The organism is Pseudovibrio sp. JE062 (assembly GCF_000156235.1).
GTDB lineage: Bacteria > Pseudomonadota > Alphaproteobacteria > Rhizobiales > Stappiaceae > Pseudovibrio.
Genome location: NZ_DS996812.1, coordinates 83,540 through 103,684 on the forward strand (window position 1 = coordinate 83,540; position 20,145 = coordinate 103,684).

At 51.0% G+C, this 20,145-nt stretch carries 16 protein-coding genes and 1 tRNA gene; 14 read left to right on the plus strand and 3 right to left on the minus strand.

Annotated features, from left to right (window positions below):
- Positions 1-3 precede the first annotated feature (3 nt).
- Together PJE062_RS19215 and tsaD are read right to left on the minus strand one after the other, a co-directional pair.
- Positions 4-471, minus strand: coding sequence for an NUDIX domain-containing protein (locus tag PJE062_RS19215; RefSeq protein ID WP_247643139.1), 468 nt, complete (start codon positions 469-471; stop codon positions 4-6).
- A 760-nt stretch (positions 472-1,231) separates the two neighbouring features.
- The gene (tsaD, locus tag PJE062_RS19220; RefSeq protein ID WP_037037788.1) at positions 1,232-2,344 is read right to left on the minus strand and encodes a tRNA (adenosine(37)-N6)-threonylcarbamoyltransferase complex transferase subunit TsaD; all 1,113 of its coding nucleotides are present in this window, start codon (positions 2,342-2,344) and stop codon (positions 1,232-1,234) included.
- A 127-nt stretch (positions 2,345-2,471) separates the two neighbouring features.
- On the opposite strand from tsaD, the gene hemC reads away from it, so the two are divergent.
- The 14 genes from hemC to PJE062_RS19290 all read left to right on the plus strand — a co-directional run bounded on the left by hemC (position 2,472) and on the right by PJE062_RS19290 (position 18,572).
- Complete coding sequence (hemC, locus tag PJE062_RS19225; RefSeq protein WP_008551662.1) at positions 2,472-3,395, plus strand: hydroxymethylbilane synthase; 924 nt, start codon at positions 2,472-2,474, stop codon at positions 3,393-3,395.
- Positions 3,395-4,105 carry a uroporphyrinogen-III synthase gene (locus PJE062_RS19230; protein ID WP_008551700.1) on the plus strand — a complete coding sequence of 237 codons (711 nt, stop codon included), beginning with the start codon at positions 3,395-3,397 and terminating at the stop codon, positions 4,103-4,105. Before hemC ends, PJE062_RS19230 begins: the two co-directional genes overlap by 1 nt.
- 202 nt (positions 4,106-4,307) lie before the next feature.
- On the plus strand, positions 4,308-6,242 hold the full coding sequence (locus PJE062_RS19235; protein WP_008551542.1) for a COG4223 family protein: 1,935 nt from the start codon (positions 4,308-4,310) through the stop codon (positions 6,240-6,242).
- Positions 6,243-6,263: 21 nt separating this feature from the next.
- Positions 6,264-8,105, plus strand: coding sequence for a heme biosynthesis protein HemY (locus tag PJE062_RS19240; protein WP_008551492.1), 1,842 nt, complete (start codon positions 6,264-6,266; stop codon positions 8,103-8,105).
- A gap of 161 nt (positions 8,106-8,266) precedes the next feature.
- Positions 8,267-8,342 (plus strand) — tRNA-Thr (locus tag PJE062_RS19245).
- A 370-nt stretch (positions 8,343-8,712) separates the two neighbouring features.
- Positions 8,713-8,991, plus strand: coding sequence for an acyl carrier protein (locus PJE062_RS19250; protein WP_198136883.1), 279 nt, complete (start codon positions 8,713-8,715; stop codon positions 8,989-8,991).
- Positions 8,978-9,733: an SDR family NAD(P)-dependent oxidoreductase gene (locus PJE062_RS19255; RefSeq protein ID WP_008551380.1), complete on the plus strand. Its 756-nt coding sequence runs from the start codon at positions 8,978-8,980 to the stop codon at positions 9,731-9,733. Before PJE062_RS19250 ends, PJE062_RS19255 begins: the two co-directional genes overlap by 14 nt.
- A gap of 27 nt (positions 9,734-9,760) precedes the next feature.
- The gene (locus PJE062_RS19260) at positions 9,761-11,143 is read left to right on the plus strand and encodes an AMP-binding protein (protein WP_008551402.1); all 1,383 of its coding nucleotides are present in this window, start codon (positions 9,761-9,763) and stop codon (positions 11,141-11,143) included.
- Between the two features lie 5 nt (positions 11,144-11,148).
- Positions 11,149-12,246 (plus strand): acyl-protein synthetase, encoded by a 1,098-nt coding sequence (locus PJE062_RS19265; protein ID WP_198136884.1) that lies wholly within the window; start codon positions 11,149-11,151, stop codon positions 12,244-12,246.
- The gene (locus PJE062_RS19270) at positions 12,247-13,482 is read left to right on the plus strand and encodes an acyl-CoA reductase (RefSeq protein ID WP_037037713.1); all 1,236 of its coding nucleotides are present in this window, start codon (positions 12,247-12,249) and stop codon (positions 13,480-13,482) included. It abuts the gene before it with no gap.
- 51 nt (positions 13,483-13,533) lie between these two features.
- Positions 13,534-14,331, plus strand: coding sequence for an AAC(3) family N-acetyltransferase (locus tag PJE062_RS19275; RefSeq protein WP_008551348.1), 798 nt, complete (start codon positions 13,534-13,536; stop codon positions 14,329-14,331).
- Positions 14,328-15,644, plus strand: a complete 1,317-nt coding sequence (locus PJE062_RS19280) for a DUF4910 domain-containing protein (RefSeq protein WP_198136885.1) — start codon at positions 14,328-14,330, stop codon at positions 15,642-15,644. Before PJE062_RS19275 ends, PJE062_RS19280 begins: the two co-directional genes overlap by 4 nt.
- A 691-nt stretch (positions 15,645-16,335) precedes the next feature.
- A complete protein-coding gene (locus tag PJE062_RS19285) occupies positions 16,336-17,535 on the plus strand; it encodes an AGE family epimerase/isomerase (RefSeq protein WP_008551518.1) in 1,200 nt (399 codons plus the stop codon).
- 29 nt (positions 17,536-17,564) lie between these two features.
- Complete coding sequence (locus PJE062_RS19290) at positions 17,565-18,572, plus strand: Gfo/Idh/MocA family protein (protein WP_037037715.1); 1,008 nt, start codon at positions 17,565-17,567, stop codon at positions 18,570-18,572.
- 116 nt (positions 18,573-18,688) lie between these two features.
- Here PJE062_RS19290 and PJE062_RS19295 read toward each other — a convergent pair whose 3' ends face one another.
- Positions 18,689-19,843 (minus strand): alpha-hydroxy acid oxidase, encoded by a 1,155-nt coding sequence (locus PJE062_RS19295; protein ID WP_008551533.1) that lies wholly within the window; start codon positions 19,841-19,843, stop codon positions 18,689-18,691.
- Between the last annotated feature and the right edge of the window lie 302 nt (positions 19,844-20,145).

Below are 20,145 nucleotides of genomic sequence, written 5' to 3' on the forward strand. Positions count from 1 at the left end.
TCCTTATTGGGTGATGTTCAGTCGTTCACACAGTTGGCCAAGAGGGATATCGAACCCTCCATGCATTGTTAGCTTGGACTTAGTTTCGTTGTCTGCCAAATCAACCCAGAAGAAGCGAAAGAGGATAGGATCTCCACCGTCATTTGGGCTCATTTCGTAATGATCCCAAGTCTGCTTTGCTTTTTCCTGAACTTTGAGATGGAAAAATTTGCGGCGGTGCAGTTCCGGGCCCGTGGTCAGGGCATCATCGTAAAGGAAGTCGTGACCGTCGAACTGCTCAAGAGCGCCAGAGATGTCGAGGCCGGTTTCTTCTTCAAACTCGCGTTTGGCCGCCTGCAGGTAGCTCTCGCCCGGGTCTAGGGTACCGCCGGGCACCTGAAGTGTTCCCGCGATGTTGGTTTCCGGCTCATCAAAAACGAGAAGGTGGGTGCCGCAGGTCATGTAGACGTAAGCTTTGTGCCGAGGCTGCAATGTCGTCTCCGTCAAGAATCAAGCAAATCGATGCTATTGAAGTTGGGCGGATGTTATTTGCAGGAGTTTGTCTCAGGCAAGGCATGAGATGAGTTTGCACATAATAAGCACGAATAGCACCGCTCGGAATTTTCCGGCAGTGTTGGAGCTGGAGTTCCCGAGTTAATCGGGATGAGCAAGGCGGCAGGCAATACCTGCGCAGTGTGAGTAAATAAGTTTCTTCGGCATCAGCTGTCGCCTTGCCCGGGCGTTTTTGTAGGAGGCTAAGGCCAAGCTCCCAAAGACGCTTGGAAGACCTGAGGCTGTTGGAAAGCCTCAGTTCTCAGTGTTGGCGCCCAAAGGTTTGACCGGACATCCGCTATCCCTCAACACTGTTGGTGAAAGGGGAACCTCCACGAACCTGCTGCAAGATACGTTACCTCTCACAGTAGCCCCGACCAGCCCACACCAGACTGAGGGACGTTCCCCCAACTGCCCGTATGCATGAGCTTGATGTTGAGTATGCAGGTGTTTGAGGCGAGGGGGATAAGTTTTTTGATGCAACCTGCTACCCGCTCCGGTGTCATCCCGGCCTTTGAGCCGGGATCCATACCCACTAGCCTTGCTGATTAACTGAGGCGTTCGGCCAATCTCTGATACCGGGGTTATGGGTCCCGGGTCTTCGCTGCGCTTCGCCCGGGATGACGGCGTGCGCGCGCTTTACGCTAGAGGCATGCCCACTCGCAGCACCAAACACCAACAGAAGAAAGCAGTGCTGAGGTTAAACCTTTGCGCCCTTGCGGCCGAAGCCGACGACGCTTTCGGAGAGTTTGTCGAGTGGCCAGCGTGGGCGAGGGGCTTCGTTCATGTCGTCGCCTTTGCCGTTTTGCTCCAGAATGGACGGGTCTTCGGCGACCAGCTTTCTCAGGCGCTCCGCTCCGGCCCACGCAATCATGGCTGCGTTGTCGGTGCACAGTTTGTGCGGTGGGGCGATCAATTCTGCACTATGTTCTGCTGCAACCTCGTTCAGACGAATCCTAATTGCTTCGTTTGCTGCAACGCCGCCTGCGATAACCATCTTAGGTGGTGTATCTGGATAGCGCTCTTTGAACATTTCGAAGGCTCTGGCACTGCGTTTCCCGACAACATCGGCGACTGCTTCCTGAAAGGAGGCGCACAGGTTGTTGACGGTTTGCTCGCTGACTGGCTCTTCTTTGAGTGCTGCGGTGCGTACGGCGGTTTTCAGACCGGCGAAGGACATGTCGAGGCCGGGACGATCCAAAAGTGGGCGAGGCAGCTTGTAGACGGTAGGATCACCAAGTTTTGCAGCTTTTTCTACAGCCGGGCCACCCGGATAAGGCAGGCCGAGAAGTTTGGCTGTTTTGTCGAACGCTTCGCCGATTGCATCATCAATGGTTGTACCCAACCGCTCGTATTCCCCAAGTGCTTTTACTAGGAGGTACTGAGTGTGGCCGCCGGAGACGAGGAGCAGGAGGAACGGAAACTCCACCTGATCCGTCATGCGGGCGGTGAGGGCGTGACCTTCCAAATGGTTCACTGCAATCAATGGCTTATCGATTGCCATGGCGATGGATTTTGCTGTCATCAGGCCTACGATGACACCGCCAATGAGGCCGGGGCCAGCGGTGGCGGCAACTGCGGAGAGATCAGAGTACTTCACATTTGCTGTTTTCATCGCCTGATCTACGATACCATCCAGCAACTGAATGTGGGCGCGCGCCGCAATCTCTGGTACAACACCGCCGAACGGTGTGTGCTCATCGATTTGAGAATGCACCACGTTGGACAAAATTACGCATTTGCCATCTTGATCAATCTCAAGGACAGCAGCGGCAGTTTCGTCACAACTCGTCTCTATGCCGAGGATGGTCAGCACGTTTGGTCTCCTTTGGCCGCTTGGTTTTTGTCGTTCTCTCATGCGATAAGCATGGTTGATTTCGCGGGCCGATGATTTTATGTCGCTCATCTAACATGAGCCCCTAGCATTGGGAATGTGATCCTTGCAAACAAAACCTATAAGAATTGGTACACGTGGAAGCGCTCTGGCACTGGCCCAGGCGCATGAAACACGCGCTCGTCTCGCGAAGGCACACGGGTTAACCGATGATGACTTCGAGATTGTTGTTATAAAAACAACGGGAGACCAAATTCAAGATAGGCCTCTTTCCGAAGCAGGCGGTAAAGGCTTGTTCACCAAGGAAATCGAGGAAGCTTTGCTGGATAAGTCGATTGATCTGGCAGTTCATTCTTCCAAAGATATGCCGACGGTTCTGCCGGATGGTCTGGGCATGACCGCTTACCTTCCACGTGAAGATGTGCGCGATGCTTTCATTTCTCCGAAGGTTGAAAAACTGACAGATCTTCCACAGGGTGCTGTGGTTGGGTCTTCCAGTTTGCGCCGTCAGGCACAGATCAAGCGGCTGCGTCCTGATCTGGATGTCGTGATGTACCGCGGTAACCTGCAGACCCGTTTGCGCAAGCTGGACGAGGGTGTGGTTGACGCAACCTTCCTCGCTTACGCTGGTCTGCGCCGTCTGGGACAGGGCGATCTGGTGACCTCTTTGATGGATCTGGAGCACTTCCTTCCAGCAGTAGGTCAGGGTGCGATTGGCATTGAGGCGCGTCTTGGTGATGAAGAGACTGCGCGCATTCTGGCGCCAATTCATCACGCAGAGACCGAGAGCCGCCTGTTGCTGGAGCGCGCTTATCTGGCTGAGATGGATGGTTCCTGCCGCACACCGATTGCTGGTCTCTCCCACGTGGAAGGTGATCGCATAAAGTTCCGCGGTGAGGTGATCAAGCCGGATGGCAGCCAAACACACACTGTGGAAGGCGAAGGCCCGGTGAGCGATGCGGAAGAAATCGGCCGCGAGCTTGGCAAAGAGCTGAAAGCGAAATCTGGTCCGAACTTTCTGGAGCTCTAATGAAGATACTCGTGACCCGACCTCAGCCACAGGCAGATAAAACTGCGCAGAAGCTGGTTGCTATGGGACACGAGGTAATTGTTGAGCCAATGCTGAGTTTCCAGCCGCTGACCGTTAACGGGGATGTGGCTGGGGACGCCAAAGCGATTGCTGTGACCAGTGCGAAAGCGGTTGAAGCGCTTGTCTTCAACGGTCTGGTCGACAAACTACAGCACCTTCCTCTTTATTCTGTGGGTGAGGCGACCGCCAAAGCTGCAGAAGCCTCAGGTTTCCCAAAGATCATCTGTGCGGATGGGGATGTTGATTCCCTTGGCAGGCTGATTGCTGAGCGCAATCAGGATGGCCCCGTATTTTATCCAGCGGCAGTTGACCGCAGTGGAGACCTTGCCGGGCAACTGGAGCAACAGGGCATTGCCTGCCGTATGGTGGAGGTCTACCAAATGGCTGCTGCGACTGGCTTTTCTGGAAAAACCCGAGATTTGATTGAAGCCGGAACACTGGATTGTGCGTTGTTTTATTCTCCGCGAACAATTCAAATTTTTCTCAGTATTTCAAATCTTGAAAAAACCACAGTGTTTCTTAACTCTATGAAAGCATTATGTGTTTCTAAGCGGGTTGCAGAGCAGGCACAGTCGTTTGGCGAGGTTTTTACGGCTAAAACGCCAAGTGAGGATGGTTTGTTTGAACTTCTCTCAGGTTCAATAAGTTGAGAGGATGTGATTTGCACTTCTCTGGGCCCTATGGAGAAGTCGTAGTTTGTTTAGCAAGGTGCTAATTCTCCCTGATAGCAGTTTGCTAAAGGGATGCTTATGTTAAGGAAGAGGCGTCTGCGGATGCCTTATCGAGATTGCGTGCGTAATTAAATTGGCGCGGCTGGAAACTGCTTGAAACGCGCCATTCTAGGAGGTTTTGATGGCTGCTGATGACAAAAAGGGTGGGGCGTCCACCGGGGCAGGCTCTGGTGGTGGAACATCATCACGGAAATCTCCGCTCTCCAGTGGATCCCGGAAGCCTGTAACGATCGATCTACCTGCAAAAGACGTTTCCAAGACTGACAAGCCTGCCGCGAGCGCTGGCGCAACTGCCAAGGCTGCTGCGAGTAAGGCGACTGCTTCCAAGCCCGGCGCTGTACCGCCAACCGGCAAACAACAATCACAAACTGCTGCGAAGACTGAAAAAACTGAAGCGACTAAAGCTGCGGATGCGAAGCCTGCAACAGGCGCAAAACCAGCTGCTGGCGCTAAGTCTTCTACCTCAACAGCCAAGCCGACCGCTGCTGCAAGCGCGAAGACTGCGGCTGACGAGAAGAAAACAGCGACTGATGAGAAGAAAGCTGCTGATACTGCCAGTGCTGCAAAGACGGCAGCTGGCAAGACAACAGCTGCAAGCAAGGCGACAACTGCCAGCAAGACTTCAATCTCTGCTGCTGCAAAAGAGCCTGCTAAAGCAAAAGACGACAAGGCGGGTTCTGGCGGAAAAGATACGCCACCGCCACCACCTCCATCTGGCAAAGGCCCAGGCGGCCCTGCTGACAAGCCTCCGCATCCGCCAAAGCAGGGTGCCGGGTTTGGCGCAATGCTGGCCGCTGGTGTGATAGGCGCGCTTATTGTGGCAGGTGCCGGTTTCGGTCTACATCAGGCTGGCATGTTGCAAATGGTCGGCGCAGGTTCCAGCCAGAATGCAACTGAAGTTCAGGCTATGCTGGAAAGCTCAAAGAACCGCTATTCTCAGCTGAAGGAAGAGATCGCAGCTCTGCGTGATCATGCGAGTGGCAGTTATGCAGCGAAGGACACCATTGAGGAGCTGACGGCTCAGCTGGATGCGATCCAGAAAGAGACCAGCACGAAGCTGAATGATGCGACAGCCGGCGTGACACAGCGTGTGCAGGAGCAAATCTCCACGCTGAGTGCTGAGATCAAGGAACTCAACGAGTTCATTTCCAACGGTGCTGCTGGTGATGGTGCTGCTGTTGCGAGCCTGAAGAAAACTCAGGACCAGCTGGCGAAGCAGGTTGCTGATCTGACAGCTGCCTCACAAAAGAATGCTGAGCAGGTGCTGAAAGGCGTGCAGGGCAGCCTGGCTGACCTACAGAAGCAGTTTCAGGCTTTGAAAGAAGCACCGACGCAGCTGAAGGATCTGAGCTCACAGTTGGCTGTGACTGGTTCCAAGGTGGATGAAGCTTTGGCGCAGATTGGCAAGCTGACTGCGGAGCAGAAGGTTCTTGAAGGCAAGATTGAAGCGCTGACACAGTCCACGGCTGAAACAACCAAGCAGATGACTGCTCGTGTTGATCGTCTGGAGAAGGCGCTTGGCACAGCGAGTGCGCAGGAACGCGCAGCGCGTGCGATTGCGATTGCTTCTCTGAGGAACGCTGTTGATTCTGGTGACAGCTACGAGGCTGAGTTGGCTGCAGTGGAAGCTGTGTTGCCAAATGATGCAGCTGAATTGGCGCCGCTGAAGGCAAGTGCTGCAACGGGCATTCCTTCTTCCGCTGCATTGATTGCCGGGTTCGGGCAGGTTGCTCGTGATATGAGTGCCGTGTCGCTGACCAGTGAGAATGATGATGTGGTTGATCGCCTGTTCTCCAGCGCTAAGTCACTTGTTTCTGTTCGCACGCCAAATGACAGCGAGGGCACAAGTTCCAGTGCAGTGCTTGGCACGATGGAAGCTCGTGTGACGGCTGGTGATCTGGCTGGTGCGATCAAGGCTTATGATGCGTTGCCAGAGCCGATGCAAAAGGTTGGTGCCGCGTGGGCTGAGCAGGTGAAAGCCCGATTGGCCGCAGATGAATTGGTGAAGAAAATCACCGCTCAAGTTTTGAAGTCGCTTGTTTCTGAAAACAAGTAGTATCGGAAAGGAGCGAAGGACATGGTCCGCGTTCTCATCTTTTTCGCGTTTGTATTTCTGCTGGCCCTCGGTGGCGCCTGGATGGCTGATCGTCCGGGTGTGGTTACACTTGAGTGGCAAGGCTATGTTGTTCAGGCAAGCTTGCTGACAACCGTTGTTGCCTTTGGTGCCTCGATTGTTGCTTCGATTGTGGTCTGGGGGTTCTTCCGGTTGATCTGGAAGTCTCCAACGCTGGTTTCTCACTTCATGCAGCGTCGCCGTAAGGACAAGGGGTATGATGCTTTGTCTCAAGGCCTGATGGCGCTTGGTTCCGGCGATACCCTCCATGCCCGCAAGTTTGGCCTGAAGGCGGATAAGCTGCTGGATGGTGATGAACCTGCAGCCCGTTTGCTTCTTGCGCAGGCGTCTCAGCTGGATGGTGATCATGCAGAAAGCCGTCGCCGGTTTGAGGCAATGTTGGAAGACGACCGCTCCATGGCTGTTGGTCTGCATGGCCTTTACATTGAAGCTGAGCGTGAAAGTGAGCCAGCTGCTGCCCGTCACTTTGCTGAGGAAGCCTTTAATCTGGTTCCGGGTCTGCGTTGGGCAGGCAATGCTGTGCTTGGGTATCAGGCCGTTTCCGGCGATTGGGAAGAAGCCATTGCAACGCTTGAGCGCAACTATGCTGCTCGCATGCTGGATAAGAAAACCCTTCGTCGCCAGAAAGCTGTGCTGCTGACCGCGCGTGCGCTTGAGCTGGAGAACGAAAACCCGGATCGCGCCCGTACACTTGCTGTTGAAGCGCATGGTCTTGCACCATCCCTCGTGCCGGCTGCGATTGTTGCTGCGCGTCTGCGGACCCGTGCTGGCGAAATCCGCAAAGCAAGTAAGATCCTTGAAGCGACCTGGAAACTCAGCCCGCATCCGGACCTTGCTGAAGCTTATGCCCACGTTCGCCCAGGTGATTCCGTCACGGACCGCTTGAGCCGTGTGAGAACTCTGGCAAGCATGCGTGCCTACTCCTCTGAAGGTGCGATCGCGATTGCAGTTGCTGCGATTGAGGCGAAGAAGTTTGACGAAGCGCGTGAGCAATTGAAGCGCGTTCTGCGCTCTGAGCCAACACAGCGCGCCTTCCTGCTGATGGCTGACCTTGAAGAGCGTGAGCATGGGGATCAGGGCCGCATTCGCGAGTGGCTGTCCCGTGCGGTGCGTGCGCCTCACGATAAGGTCTGGATTGCGGATGGTGTTGTTTCTGCAAACTGGGCGCCTGTTTCTCCAAAGACTGGCCGTGTGGATGCCTATGAGTGGGCGACACCGGAAAACACGATGGATCAGGACCAGACCATCGAAGTCATTGATGACAAGTTGTTTGAGCCACCAGAGCTGGCAGCTCCCGTGCAAGTGCTGGATGAGCCGGTAAAAGCTGACATTGTTGTGCCAAAGCCTCAGGACGTTGACACACCAGCTGCGCCGAAGGAAGAGCCAGCACCTGCTCCAGCTCCAGTAGAAAAAGCAAAGGTAGAGGCGACTACAGCACCGGTTGTGACGGAGACGGCTAAGGAAGAAACGCCTGTTGCAGCAGAAACACCTGCGGAGACAAAGCCTGAGGAAACCGCGCAGGCTGAAGAGCCTCGTGCGACTGTGGTGCCTGTCGAATCTTCCAGCTGGGCGCCGACAAAAGCTAATGAAAAGGCTGAGGCAAAGGCTGATGAGCCTGCCAAGACTGAGCAGGACGCAGATGCCAAAACGGATGAGAAGGCTGAAAAGAAAGATGAGAAGCTGGTTGAGTTTCCGCTTTCACATCTGCCGGATGATCCCGGGCCTGAGCCTGATGATGAAGATCCGAAAGCGCCGAAGGATCAAAGTTTTAGGTTCTTCCGCTAGCAGTATTGTGTTCGCAGAAGTGAGTGTTTGAGACAGTTGCTTCTGCGAATGCAGATAGATGGTGGATGCCTGTTCCGCCATTGCAAATCAGACTTGCATCTGATCGGGAGCTTGGGTATCAAGCTTCCACTTTCCGGCACACTCCTCGTGCCATTTGGAATGCCGCTGTAGCTCAGTTGGTAGAGCACGTCATTCGTAATGATGGGGTCGTAGGTTCGAGTCCTATCAGCGGCACCATTAAAATCAATAGGTTAACGCAAGCTCTTGGAGGTCGCCTTCGAGGGCTTTTTTGTTGGGCGCTAGACACTTTATGCTGGATTGAGTTGTGCGTCCTCAATCTGCCTGCAAGCAAAATATGAGGCTAAAAGCTTTTTCGGTGGCACTCTTGCGAGCTGCTAGATCCTGCAAGCATATCTTAGAACACATCAAGCTTGAATGCAGTAATTAGCAATCTGATCTCCCAGCATTCAACAGCTTGACAGATAAAAATTGCAGTCTATCCCACCTATGCTAAAAGGATTCCGCGAAGCACATCCCTCAATTTAAAGGGGCAGCGGAATGGGCAGAAATACGCCACATCCACGTGCTTAAGTCCAGAATTTATGAGGTGCACCGCACCCAAAAACAGGGAAAGGCCAGCTTCAATATGGCAAACTCCGAAATCTTAGTTAAAGCGTTTGTGGATTCACTTGAAGTTGAAAGTGCCCTTGTCAAGGAAGACCTTCAATACAACTCAATCAAACAATGGGATTCTGTTGGCCATATGGCGCTTGTTGCTGCTCTTGAAGATAACTTTGATATTATGCTCGATACAGATGATATCATTGACATGAGCAGTGTTGCTAAGATTAAAGAAATTTTGGCGAAGTATGATGTCAGCTTCTAACTCTCTTTCAGATAAGGTAGCTGTAGTTACTGGTGCCTCACGAGGCATCGGGGCAGCTATTGCTCGTCGCTTTGCTGAAGAAGGTGCGACTGTTTTTCTTAACAGCCGAACGGAAGGTGCGTTGGATGAAGTTGCCAAACATCTGACTGAAACGACACCCGGTACTGCATATCCTATTTACTTCGATGTGACCGATGCCGATGCAGTCAAAAACGCCTTTATGGCTGTCAAAAAGCAGATTGGGCGTGTAGATGTCCTGGTTAATAATGCAGGGGTAATGCATTCAGCTGTTGTCTCCATGACTTCAGATGATCACCTTCGTGAGATGATGAAAGTTAATTATGAGGGGACGTTTTTCTGTAGCCGCATTGCATCAAGGTTGATGACGCGGCAGAAAAGCGGCTCAATAATTAATGTTTCTTCCATTATCGGGTGCGTTGGCGTTGAAGGAAATTCCGCATATGCAGCTAGTAAGGCTGCGATCCTCGGTTTTTCAAAGTCACTCGCCAAAGAACTTGCTCCAAGCAACATCCGCGTAAATGTTATTGCCCCCGGGTTCATTGAAACTGATCTGACGCAAGACATAACAGGTGACCGAAGGGAGAAGGTAATGGGCCAGATCCTCATGGGTCGTCCAGGACTACCTGAAGATGTTGCAAATGCAGCGTTCTTTCTTGCTAGTGATCTTGCTTCCTATATAACGGGCCAAACAATCGGCGTTGATGGCTGTATGGTTACTTGACACTAGAGAAAATGCTGGGTTGCAGGCGTGAGTTTTATAAAAGAATGCGCAGAGCTTTTTAGTTCGAGAACATTGGTAGTAGATGATAATGGCAACAAACTCTTGTACGCTGATATCCTTGATGCTGCTAAGAAATGGGAAAGTGAGCTAGGTAGCGACAAGCAGCTCGTTTTCCTTCTCGTCGAGAACACTGCCTCTTCCCTGCTTTCTTATCTTGGACTTACCTGTGCTGGCCATGCGGTACTACTGCTTTCTGCTGAGCTTGGTTCAGATACTTTGGAGTATCTTTGCGACTGTTATCAGCCAAACATTGTAGTCAGGCCAAGCACAGCCGACGGTTCATTTGTGATCTCAAGGCATGAGACCGCTAGAACTGGACTACACCCAGAACTTTCTGTCCTTTTATCAACCTCAGGCAGCACCGGGTCTCCCAAGCTTGTGCGTTTTGATGGGAAACGCCTTGAGCAAAATGCGCGTTCAATAGTCTCCTATCTGGAGCTCACGAGTGATGAGCGCCCCTTTTGCCATTTACCGTTCCATTATTCGTTCGGTTTGTCTGTCGTCCATAGCCACCTCGTCGTCGGAGCAACCCTCCTGTTCACGAAATACTCTGCTATGGAGAAGGGATTTTGGACGAGGATGGATGGAGCTACCTCGTTTGCAGGTGTTCCTTTTCATTTTGAGATTTTGAAACAGCTGCGATTTGGTCGTCGTGCACCCAAGTCAATAAAAACATTGATGCAGGCAGGAGGTAAGCTGCACCCAGATTTGGTTGAGTTTTTTGCGGATTTGTCTGCAGAAAACGGTTGGCGGTTTTTGGTTATGTATGGCCAGACCGAGGCTGGACCTCGCATTAGCTGGCTCCCCCATCACATGGTGAAGGCAAAACCTAACTCAATTGGACTTCCTATCCCGAATGTTACTATGTCGCTTCAGTCTCATGACGGTGAGTTGATCATGGACCATGACAAAGAGGGAGAGTTAGTTATTGAAAGCCCCTCCGTCATGTTGGGCTATGCAACCTGTTCAGATGATTTAGCTTTGAGCGATTGTCTGGAGGGAAAGCTGCGGACCGGAGATCTGGCAAAACGTGATGCCGACGGATGTTATTATATTACGGGTAGGAAACAGCGTTTTATTAAGATTCATGGCAATCGGGTTAGCTTAGATGATGTAGAGAGTACGCTGAAGCGAGCAGGAGAAGATTGCAGGTGTGTAGGCCTTGATGATCAACTCTTTATCATGGTTACTGGTGAGAATGTGAATGTGGAGCGCGTGAAACAGATGGCGACTGCTGCTTTTACTTTCCCTCCTAGGGCCATAAGCGTATTGGCAATCCAAGCATGGCCCTTCACAAAAAATGAGAAAATCGACTACGGCCAGTTACTCAAGATGGCGCAACAGGGATGAGCAAAATGACAGTTCAAAATCAAATTGAGAACTTGCTTTCTGCTCCCGTCTTTGAAGGCGATCAAGAAGCTAAAGAGCAGGCTTTACTTTCTGTCCTGAATAATCTGACAAATCATCACTCCAATGAGTGTCGTGAGTATAACAGATTGCGCGAGGCGTTCGGGAATATGGCGCAAGACGCGATTACTCTCAAAGACCTCCCCTTTGTACCTGTAGGTTTGTTTAAGTCTCATTTGCTTGCCTCTGTTCCAGAGGAAGAGCGCTTCAAGGTGCTCACGTCTTCTGGGACAACAGGGCAGGAAGTTTCAAGGATTGTGTTGGACAGGATAACTTCCTCTTTTCAAACCAAAGCTGTCGTCAAGATTATGCAAAATTTTATCGGTAAACAGAGATTACCGATGCTCGTGATCGACCATCCCGGTGTTGTGAAAAACCGAGAAAGTTTTTCCGCAAGAGGGGCGGGTATACTTGGCATGTCGAACTTCGGGCGTGCACATACTTACGCTTTGCGGGATGAAGATATGTCTTTGGATATAGACCGCGTGCAACACTTCCTTGAGAAGCATGGTGAACAACCGATATTATTATTTGGCTTCACATTTATGGTCTGGAAGTTTCTCGTACAAAAACTTGAGACATCTGGACAGAAGTTATCAATTCCTCATGGCATCCTTGTCCATTCTGGCGGCTGGAAAAAACTGGCAGATGAAGCCGTTGATAATCCGACATTTAAGGAAAGACTCCAGGCAGTCACCGGAATTCAAAAAGTTCATAACTTTTATGGAATGGTTGAGCAGGTTGGTTCTATCTTTGTGGAGTGCGAAAGAGGGCATTTGCATGCACCACTCTTTTCTGATGTGATTGTAAGAGATCCATTTGACTGGAGTGAAGCGCCAACGGGTAAAGAGGGCGTTGTTCAAGTTTTGTCCTGCCTACCTTACTCCTATCCGGGACATTCATTGCTAACTGAAGATCGAGGCACAGTTCTTGGTGTTGATGATTGTGGATGTGGGAGAAAGGGAAAGTACTTTACGATATCCGGGCGATTACCTCGAGCAGAGGCAAGAGGCTGCAGTGATACTTTTCAGGCGAAAGGTCGTTAGATGATTCTGCAAAATAGCGCACTTGCGACTAAGTTGGAAATTTTGGCCCCTGTTGGGGCGAGTTTGAGTACAGTGCTCGGAAGTTCTGCAGCTCTCCCTTTCTCCGAGGATGCAATCAGATTTGTGCAGGGGTTCTCGAAAGAAATTTTCGCCAATCGCAACCTAAAGCAATTTCCTGAAATTATCGCTTTAGCGCATTGGATGCGAAAGGCGAACATCCTTACATTGAAGCAAAAATTTGAAAGCGAAACAACGGAACGATTTTTCCTCGGCCGTGGTGTTGCCCTTCACATAGCACCTGCGAACGTTGATACAATTTTCCTCTACTCTGTTCTCTTGTCTCTGCTGGCAGGAAATGCAAACATTGTACGGATATCCACTCGGAAAAGCCCCGCGCTTGATGCTCTGGTGACTGTGCTGCAGGATCTGCTTTCTCAAGATGAGTTCTCAAAAATTGCTGCAAGACTGCTCATCGTGCGATACGAACGCGACGATCACATTAATGCAGATCTTTGCTCACAGGTTGATCTGCGCGTTCTGTGGGGGGGAGATCAAACAGTAAAGTCCATTCGTGAAATTCCGACCCGACCAGCTACACGGGACGTGTGCTTTCCCGACCGGTGGTCACTTGCTGTGATCAATGCTAACTCGATTACAAGCGAAGCGGATGTGGTGAAACTCGTCAAGCAGTTTGCAAACGATGTCTATTGGTTTGGACAAAATGCTTGTTCATCACCTAGAGCCGTTGCTTGGCTGGGAGATGTAGAAAAAGTCAGAAGTATTTCCAGTTTGTTCTGGTCTGCGCTCACGCAGGAAGCCATACGCTTTCAAGATGAGTTTGGCGCTGTCGATTACGTCAACAAACTTATTTCTCAAAGCCACGTAGTTTTGGATGGGTATGATGCATCAATGCTAACCACTGGCAACAACCTCGTCAGTGTTGTCAGGTTCTCAAAGAGTGTGTCTCTTCCAATGGATCAACACAATGGGTGTGGTTTGTTTTATGAAGTGTGTCTCGAGGATCTAAGTGATCTACGCAACGTTTTGGATAAAAAGTCACAAACTGTTTGCAGCTATGGGGTGAGCAAACAGGACTGGCTCGCCTTTCTGCAAGAAAAGCAAATCGCCGGGATAGATCGAGTTGTTCCGTTTGGTGAGGCTCTCACATTTAACTCGGTATGGGATGGGATGGACCTAATGCGCGAGTTCACTCGTGAGATTGCCATTTCCATTTAGAAGCTGCCATTCAGCGATGTAAACAGTAAATAATTTTGAGATAAGTAACCAATGCAAGAGCCACTTTCTGATTTGGACTTCCTGTTAAAGCGATGGGAGGGTTCAGGTCTCCAAAAGGGTGATACTGTCCTTCTCCATTCAAGCATTCTAAGAACACTCGTGGAAGCCAGACGTGCTGGCCGGAGAGGCCTGACCGCAGAGCAGATACTTGAGAGCTTTCTTGCCTTACTTGGTGAAGAGGGAACTTTGCTTCTTCCTCTGTTTAACTTTGACTTCGCGGAAGGCAAGCCCTTTGTGTTTGATGAAACACCTTCTCAAATGGGCGCTTTGACGGAAGCTGGGCGTAAATATCCAGGCGCAGTGCGAACCGGTCATCCTGTTTACTCATTCTGTGTCATTGGAAAGGAAGCACCTAAGTTCAGACACTTGGACAACAAGAGCGGATACGGCGCGGATTCACCTTTTGGTTTACTAAGAGAGCTGGACGGCAAAATTGCAGTTCTTGATCTACCTGACGAAGGCAGTATGACCTTTTATCACCACATTGAAGAGATGAACCGAGTTAACTACCGCTATTCAAAGGATTTTACTGCGCCATATACTGATGAACGCGGTGTTACTACGGACCGTACCTATAGTATTTATGTTCGTGATCTTGATATGGGAGTTGTCACGAATGTTGATCCTGCAGGGGAAGTTCTCTGGAGTAAAGGATTGTATAGCGGATCAAGACCCAATGAAGGGGGGGGCTTGAGAAGTGTGAGAGCACAGATCATTTTCGAAGTGATTAGTGAGTTGATTCAAAATCATGGCGCGGAAAATCTACTTTATAACAAGGGATTAAAATGATGATTGGCCAAGAGATACATAATCTTGCGCGTTCTTTATGGCCGATAAATAGAAGCCTTACAGGATCGGGGGTTCGCCGGACGCTGGAAATGATTCAGGAACACCTTCCGGCGCTTACAATCCAAAGCGTTCCTTCTGGATACAAGGCTTTCGATTGGGAAGTTCCCAAAGAATGGGAAATTCGCGAAGCCTGGATCAAGACACCTTCTGGAGAAAAGATTTGTGACTTTTCGGTCAATAATCTGCATGTGTTAGGGTACAGCAGCCCCATTCATAAACGCATTAGCTTGGATAAGTTGCAGGGGTATCTTTACTCGCTACCGGAGCAACCTGAGGCTATTCCTTATATTACCTCTTATTACAAGGAGCGTTGGGGGTTCTGCATCTCACAGGATCAACGAGATCAATTAGAAGAAGGTGAATACGAGGTCTTTATAGATTCGCGTTTGTTTGATGGAGAGTTGCTTTATGGGGAGCTTCTCATTCCAGGTGAGAAACAGGAAGAAATCTTCCTCTCTACCTATGTTTGCCATCCTTCCATGGCAAATAACGAGCTTTCTGGCCCTACAGTGACTACATTTCTTGGTAAATGGCTCTCTGAGTTAGAAAATCGTAAATATACCTATAGGATTGTCTTTATTCCCGAGACAATTGGTTCAATTGTTTATCTCAGTAAGCATCTTGACCACTTGAAGTCCTACGTAAAAGCAGGCTTCAATATCAGCTGTGTTGGTGACAACCGTACATACTCCTATCTGCCTTCTCGCCGGGGTGATACAATTAGCGACCGGATTGCGCAGCATGTTTTGCGAGGGATTGCGCCGGATTACAAGCGATATGAATGGTATCATCGAGGCAGTGATGAGAGGCAATATTGTGCGCCTCAGGTGGATTTGCCAATTGCTTCTATTATGCGTTCAAAGTACGCAGAATACCCTGAGTATCACACATCCCTCGATGATTTGGAGAGTGTTGTTACTCCAGCTGGTTTGGAGGGCGGATACAATGCGCTCAAACTCGCCCTCGAAGCTCTAGAAAAGAACTGCTACCCCTTAATGAAGGTGTTTTGTGAGCCCCAACTTGGGAAACGCGGATTGTATCCAACACTAAGCACTAAGGAGACTGGAGCACAAGTTCAATTGATGATGGACATTATCACTTGGTCTGACGGTTCTCGGTCGCTATTGGAAGTTGCAGAAAAATGCGGAGTTCCTATTTGGGAAACTTATTCGATTGTTTCACAACTGGCGGATCATGAATTACTTGAACTTGGTGAGGCCGCGCTATCGTTAAATCCTGAGCTATGTTTTTGAACTCACTGTTTTTTGTTCCTCCACTTTGCTTACAAAAGTTGCAGGATCAAGGCATATTGAGTAACGCTAAAATGTGAATGAAGTGCCTGTTTCAACTCAAAGGCTTTAGCTATGTGACTTGCTAAAAATGTTGCACCTTTTGGTATTCTGGTGAATGGCTATTGAGGTCAAAAACTTCAGCTTGATCAAACGTTCCCCTCTATCAATTGATACTAATAGAGGGGAGCTCATCCCTTGATGCAGGTTTTGGTTGTCTATTTTGTTGGTGGTGGCCACTCAGCTCAAATATGAAAGATATTCAAGAGTTCGTAGCTCGCGGAGACGCCTAAGGAGTTCAACGTCTACCTACTCTAACTTGTTTAGATGCTTGGGAATGTGTCCCAAGTTTGTCTGGTGCTGAGGTGTGCGGGAGTTTGGAAATACCCCTTAACAGTAGATTGAGTGCCCTTTCGACCTCTAAGATCAAAGGTATAAGTTCGAGTCCTATCAGCGGCACCACTCATTCTCTGATACTTCATAATCCCCCAAAAACTTGCTAGTTTGGCTTTGTCTTGTGGCCTACTCGTCGTAGGTTCTGATTTGTGTTTTTTGGTCCTTTAGTCGAACCTTTAAGCACATTGATTTCATTTGCACATATGGAGGCCATCGGGGTTTCGTGGGAGCGGGCTGCCGGTGGTGTGGAGTACCGGAAGTGATTGTCGATCACCTGAATAAGTTGCGCGCGTGGTTGTTTGAAGATGCGTTACCGCTTTGGCTGAAAGCTGGCGAAGATGCTGTGAATGGCGGATTTGCGGAAACCATCACGTTGGATTGCCAGGGCAGCGCAGATAACAGACGTGGTCGCGTCAACCCGCGCATGGTGTTCGTGTATTGCGAAGCTGGTCGTCTGGGCTGGAATGGCCCGTGGATGGATGTGGCGCTGCGCACGCAAGCTTATGTGGAGCGGGTCTACGGTACTTCTGACGGTTACATCGGTGCGCTGGCTACGCCGGATGGTGAGCTGCTGGACACGTCTTTTGATCTTTACAATCAAGCTTTTGCGCTGCTTGCACTTTCCAGCATTGCTGATGTGAATGCTGAGAAGCGTGAGGAAGCCTGTGCCAAGGCAGATGCTCTGTTGAAGGTTTTGAAGGGACGCTTCAAACATCCTACCGCTGGTTTTCAGGAGGCTGAGCCTGCGCGTGCGCCGCTGGGTGCCAACCCGCATATGCATCTGTTTGAGATGTGCCTTGAGTGGGAACGCTCTGAGAACCTGAGCGCGGAGCAAAAGGCGGTGTGGTCAGCTCTGGCAGATGAGCTGGGTGCGCTGTGCCTCAAGTTCTTCATTTGCGAGAAGACGGGTGGCTTGCGTGAGTTCTTTGCGCTGGATTGGTCGCCGATGCCAGGAGATAAGGGCAGGGCGCTTGAGCCGGGTCACCACTTTGAATGGGCATGGCTGCTGAGCCGCTGGAACAAGCTGCGCGGTGATGACCGTGCCAAGGCTGCTGCTGCGCGTCTCTTTGAGATTGCGGAGGTTCATGGTGTCGATCGCGAGCGCGGTGTTGCGCTGATGGGCATCAATGATGACTTCTCCGTGCGTGACCCGTTGGCACGTCTGTGGTCTCAGGCCGAATGGCTCAAGGGATCTATCGCCATGCTGGAAAGCATGCCAGAGAGCGAGTGGCCTCGGTATCGCCAGTCCATGCTGGATGCTTTGGCGGCGCTGGAGATGTTCTTTGAGGATGTTCCGGCAGGTCTCTGGAAAGACAAGTTTTTGCCGGATGGTTCTTTTGTGAAGGAAGCGGCTCCGGCGAGCTCGCTGTACCACATCATCTCGGCCATTTCAGAGCTGGACCGGTTCTGTAAAACCGAGGTTGGACAGAAAGTGGTTGCGCTTGAGAGCGTTAAGTAGCGGTTCCTGCAGGATACACTGGGAGAATTATGATGGTTAAATGGGGTGTTCTATCAACTGCACGGATTGGCCGCGAAAAGGTTATTCCAGCCCTGCAGAAAGCCAAGGGTGTTGAAGTTGCGGCGATTGCTTCGCGGAACGAAGAGAACGCGAAGAAGGTTGCTGCTGAACTGGGCATTGAGAAGGCCTATGGCTCCTACGAAGCGCTGCTGGCAGATCCAGACATCGATGTGATCTACAATCCGTTGCCGAACCACATGCATGTGCCGATGACCATTGAGGCTGTGAAGGCTGGCAAGCATGTGCTTTGTGAGAAACCGATTGCTTTGGACGCTGATGAAGCGCGGCTTTTGCTTGAGATGCCTGATGATCGCTTTGTTATGGAAGCGTTTATGGTGCGCGCGCACCCGCAGTGGCAGCGTGCGCTGGAGATTGTGGAGTCGGGTGAGCTTGGCAAGCTGCAGAGCATTCAGGCGTTCTTTGGCTACAGCAACCAAGATCCACAAAACATCCGCAACAAGGCAGAGCTTGGTGGTGGTGGTCTGATGGACATCGGTTGCTACCCGATTGTGGCGTCACGTTATTTCTACAACGCTGAGCCTGAGCGGGTTGTGAGCCTGATTGATCGTGACCGGAACTTCGGTACGGACCGTTTGACCTCAGTGATGATGGACTTTGGTGAAGGGCGTCAGGCGCAGTTCACGGTGTCCACACAGTCTGCTCCGTATCAGCGTATCAATCTGGTTGGTACAGCCAAGCGTCTGGAAATTCTCATTCCGTTTAACGCGCCTGCGGGTGAAGAGACCATTCTGCGTCTCGATTCCGGCAGTGTGCTGGGTGATGGTGCGATTGAGGTGGAGCGTGTTCCTGCCTGTGATCAGTATACCTTGCAGGGTGAGTTGTTCTCTCGCGTGGTTCAGGGCGAGGAAGAGTTGCCTTATGGTGTCGGCGATGCGATCCAGAACATGGAAATCATTGATGCGATTGTGCGTTCTGAGCGCAATGACAGCTGGGAGACCGTTGGGTCTCCCGACTGAGTGTCTTGTGGACGTTAGAGCATGTTGCGCTCATTTGCATTCACGCCTCATGCCCTAACTTTTTATTTTGAGCGAATTCTTGTCGTTTGATTGGATACAATCAAACGGAACGCGCTTTAGACTTTAACGCCGTTGATGGAATACAGGTTGTCGCGATTGAGTGTGTTGAGATCGCGACGGCCACACAGAGCCATGGTGGTATCCAGCTCTTTCTGGAGAATTTCCAGTGACTGTGTCACGCCCTGCTTTCCGCCTGCGCCGAGACCGTAGAGGAATGGTCTGCCGATGTAGGTGCCTTTTGCGCCCAGGCAGATGGCCTTGAGCACATCCTGACCGGACCGAATGCCGCCATCGATGTGGATCTCCACCTTATCGCCAACCTCGTCCACGATTTCCGGCAGGATCTCGATGGAAGATGGTGCGCCGTCGAGCTGACGTCCGCCGTGGTTGGAGACGATGATCGCGTCACAGCCGGAGTCGACTGCGTGTCGTGCATCTTCCTTGTCCAGAATGCCTTTCAGGATCAGCGGGCCGCCCCACTGTTTCTTGATCCACTCAATGTCATCCCAGCTCAGGCGCGGATCAAACTGCTCTGCTGTCCAGGAGGACAGGGAGGAAAGATCGCCAACACCCTTCGCGTGACCGACAATGTTGCCGAAAGTGCGGTTCTGGGTGGTGAGCATTTTCATGCACCACATTGGGCGAGTTGCCATCTGCCAGACGTGTTTTGGCGTGAACTTTGGTGGGGCAGACAGGCCGTTGCGCAGATCTTTGTGACGTTGGCCGAGGATCTGCAGGTCAAAGGTGAGGACCAGTGCGGAACAGCCTGCGTTCTTTGCGCGGTCGATCAGCGAGTTGATGAAGTCCCGATCTTTCATCACATAGAGCTGGAACCAGAACGGCTTGGTGGTTTTGGCTGCGACCGCTTCAATAGAGCAGATGCTCATGGTTGAAAGGGTGAACGGTACGCCGAACTCTTCTGCTGCCTGAGCTGCGAGGATCTCGCCATCGGCATGCTGCATTCCGGTGAGGCCGGTTGGTGCAAGCGCGACCGGCATTGAGACATCCTGCCCGATCATTTTGGTGGCGAGCGTGCGGTTGGTCATGTCGACCGCGATGCGCTGGCGCAGCTTGATCTTGGCGAAGTCGCTTTCGTTCGCCTGATAGGTGCTCTCGGTCCACGAACCGGAGTCTGCATAGTCGAAGAACATCTTCGGAACGCGTCTACGTGCGCGTTCTTTGAGGTCGCTGATTTCAAGAATTGGTGCCATGTACGGGCCTCCCCCCGAAACATTAGTTTTTATGTATAGAGGGATTGCACGTATCGGTGATATGTCAATATTACATGTATACGACTTAGGTCTACCAGTATTGGAAAATGCATTATTCGCATTCATCTATGAATGCCCTAAGTACTCTGAAATATCTTTGAAGTGCCCAAGATGACTAAAGCGTAATGGGTAAATAACTATCTGAATTTGCTTGTTTTGTTTGCCCTGACAAACGTTATGCGCGTGTCCGGACACGATTTCGTCTTGCCCAGACATCAATTGTGTTGTGAAACCGAAATATA

Excerpts from the sequence above, each read along its gene's own strand:
- PJE062_RS19230 (WP_008551700.1), top strand. The coding sequence starts at position 3,395 with ATGAAGATACTCGTGACCCGACCTCAGCCACAGGCAGATAAAACTGCG.
- PJE062_RS19235 (WP_008551542.1), top strand. The coding sequence starts at position 4,308 with ATGGCTGCTGATGACAAAAAGGGTGGGGCGTCCACCGGGGCAGGCTCT.
- PJE062_RS19240 (WP_008551492.1), top strand. The coding sequence starts at position 6,264 with ATGGTCCGCGTTCTCATCTTTTTCGCGTTTGTATTTCTGCTGGCCCTC.
- PJE062_RS19255 (WP_008551380.1), top strand. The coding sequence starts at position 8,978 with ATGTCAGCTTCTAACTCTCTTTCAGATAAGGTAGCTGTAGTTACTGGT.
- PJE062_RS19265 (WP_198136884.1), top strand. The coding sequence starts at position 11,149 with ATGACAGTTCAAAATCAAATTGAGAACTTGCTTTCTGCTCCCGTCTTT.
- PJE062_RS19270 (WP_037037713.1), top strand. The coding sequence starts at position 12,247 with ATGATTCTGCAAAATAGCGCACTTGCGACTAAGTTGGAAATTTTGGCC.
- PJE062_RS19275 (WP_008551348.1), top strand. The coding sequence starts at position 13,534 with ATGCAAGAGCCACTTTCTGATTTGGACTTCCTGTTAAAGCGATGGGAG.
- PJE062_RS19280 (WP_198136885.1), top strand. The coding sequence starts at position 14,328 with ATGATGATTGGCCAAGAGATACATAATCTTGCGCGTTCTTTATGGCCG.
- PJE062_RS19290 (WP_037037715.1), top strand. The coding sequence starts at position 17,565 with ATGATGGTTAAATGGGGTGTTCTATCAACTGCACGGATTGGCCGCGAA.
- PJE062_RS19295 (WP_008551533.1), bottom strand. The coding sequence starts at position 19,843 with ATGGCACCAATTCTTGAAATCAGCGACCTCAAAGAACGCGCACGTAGA.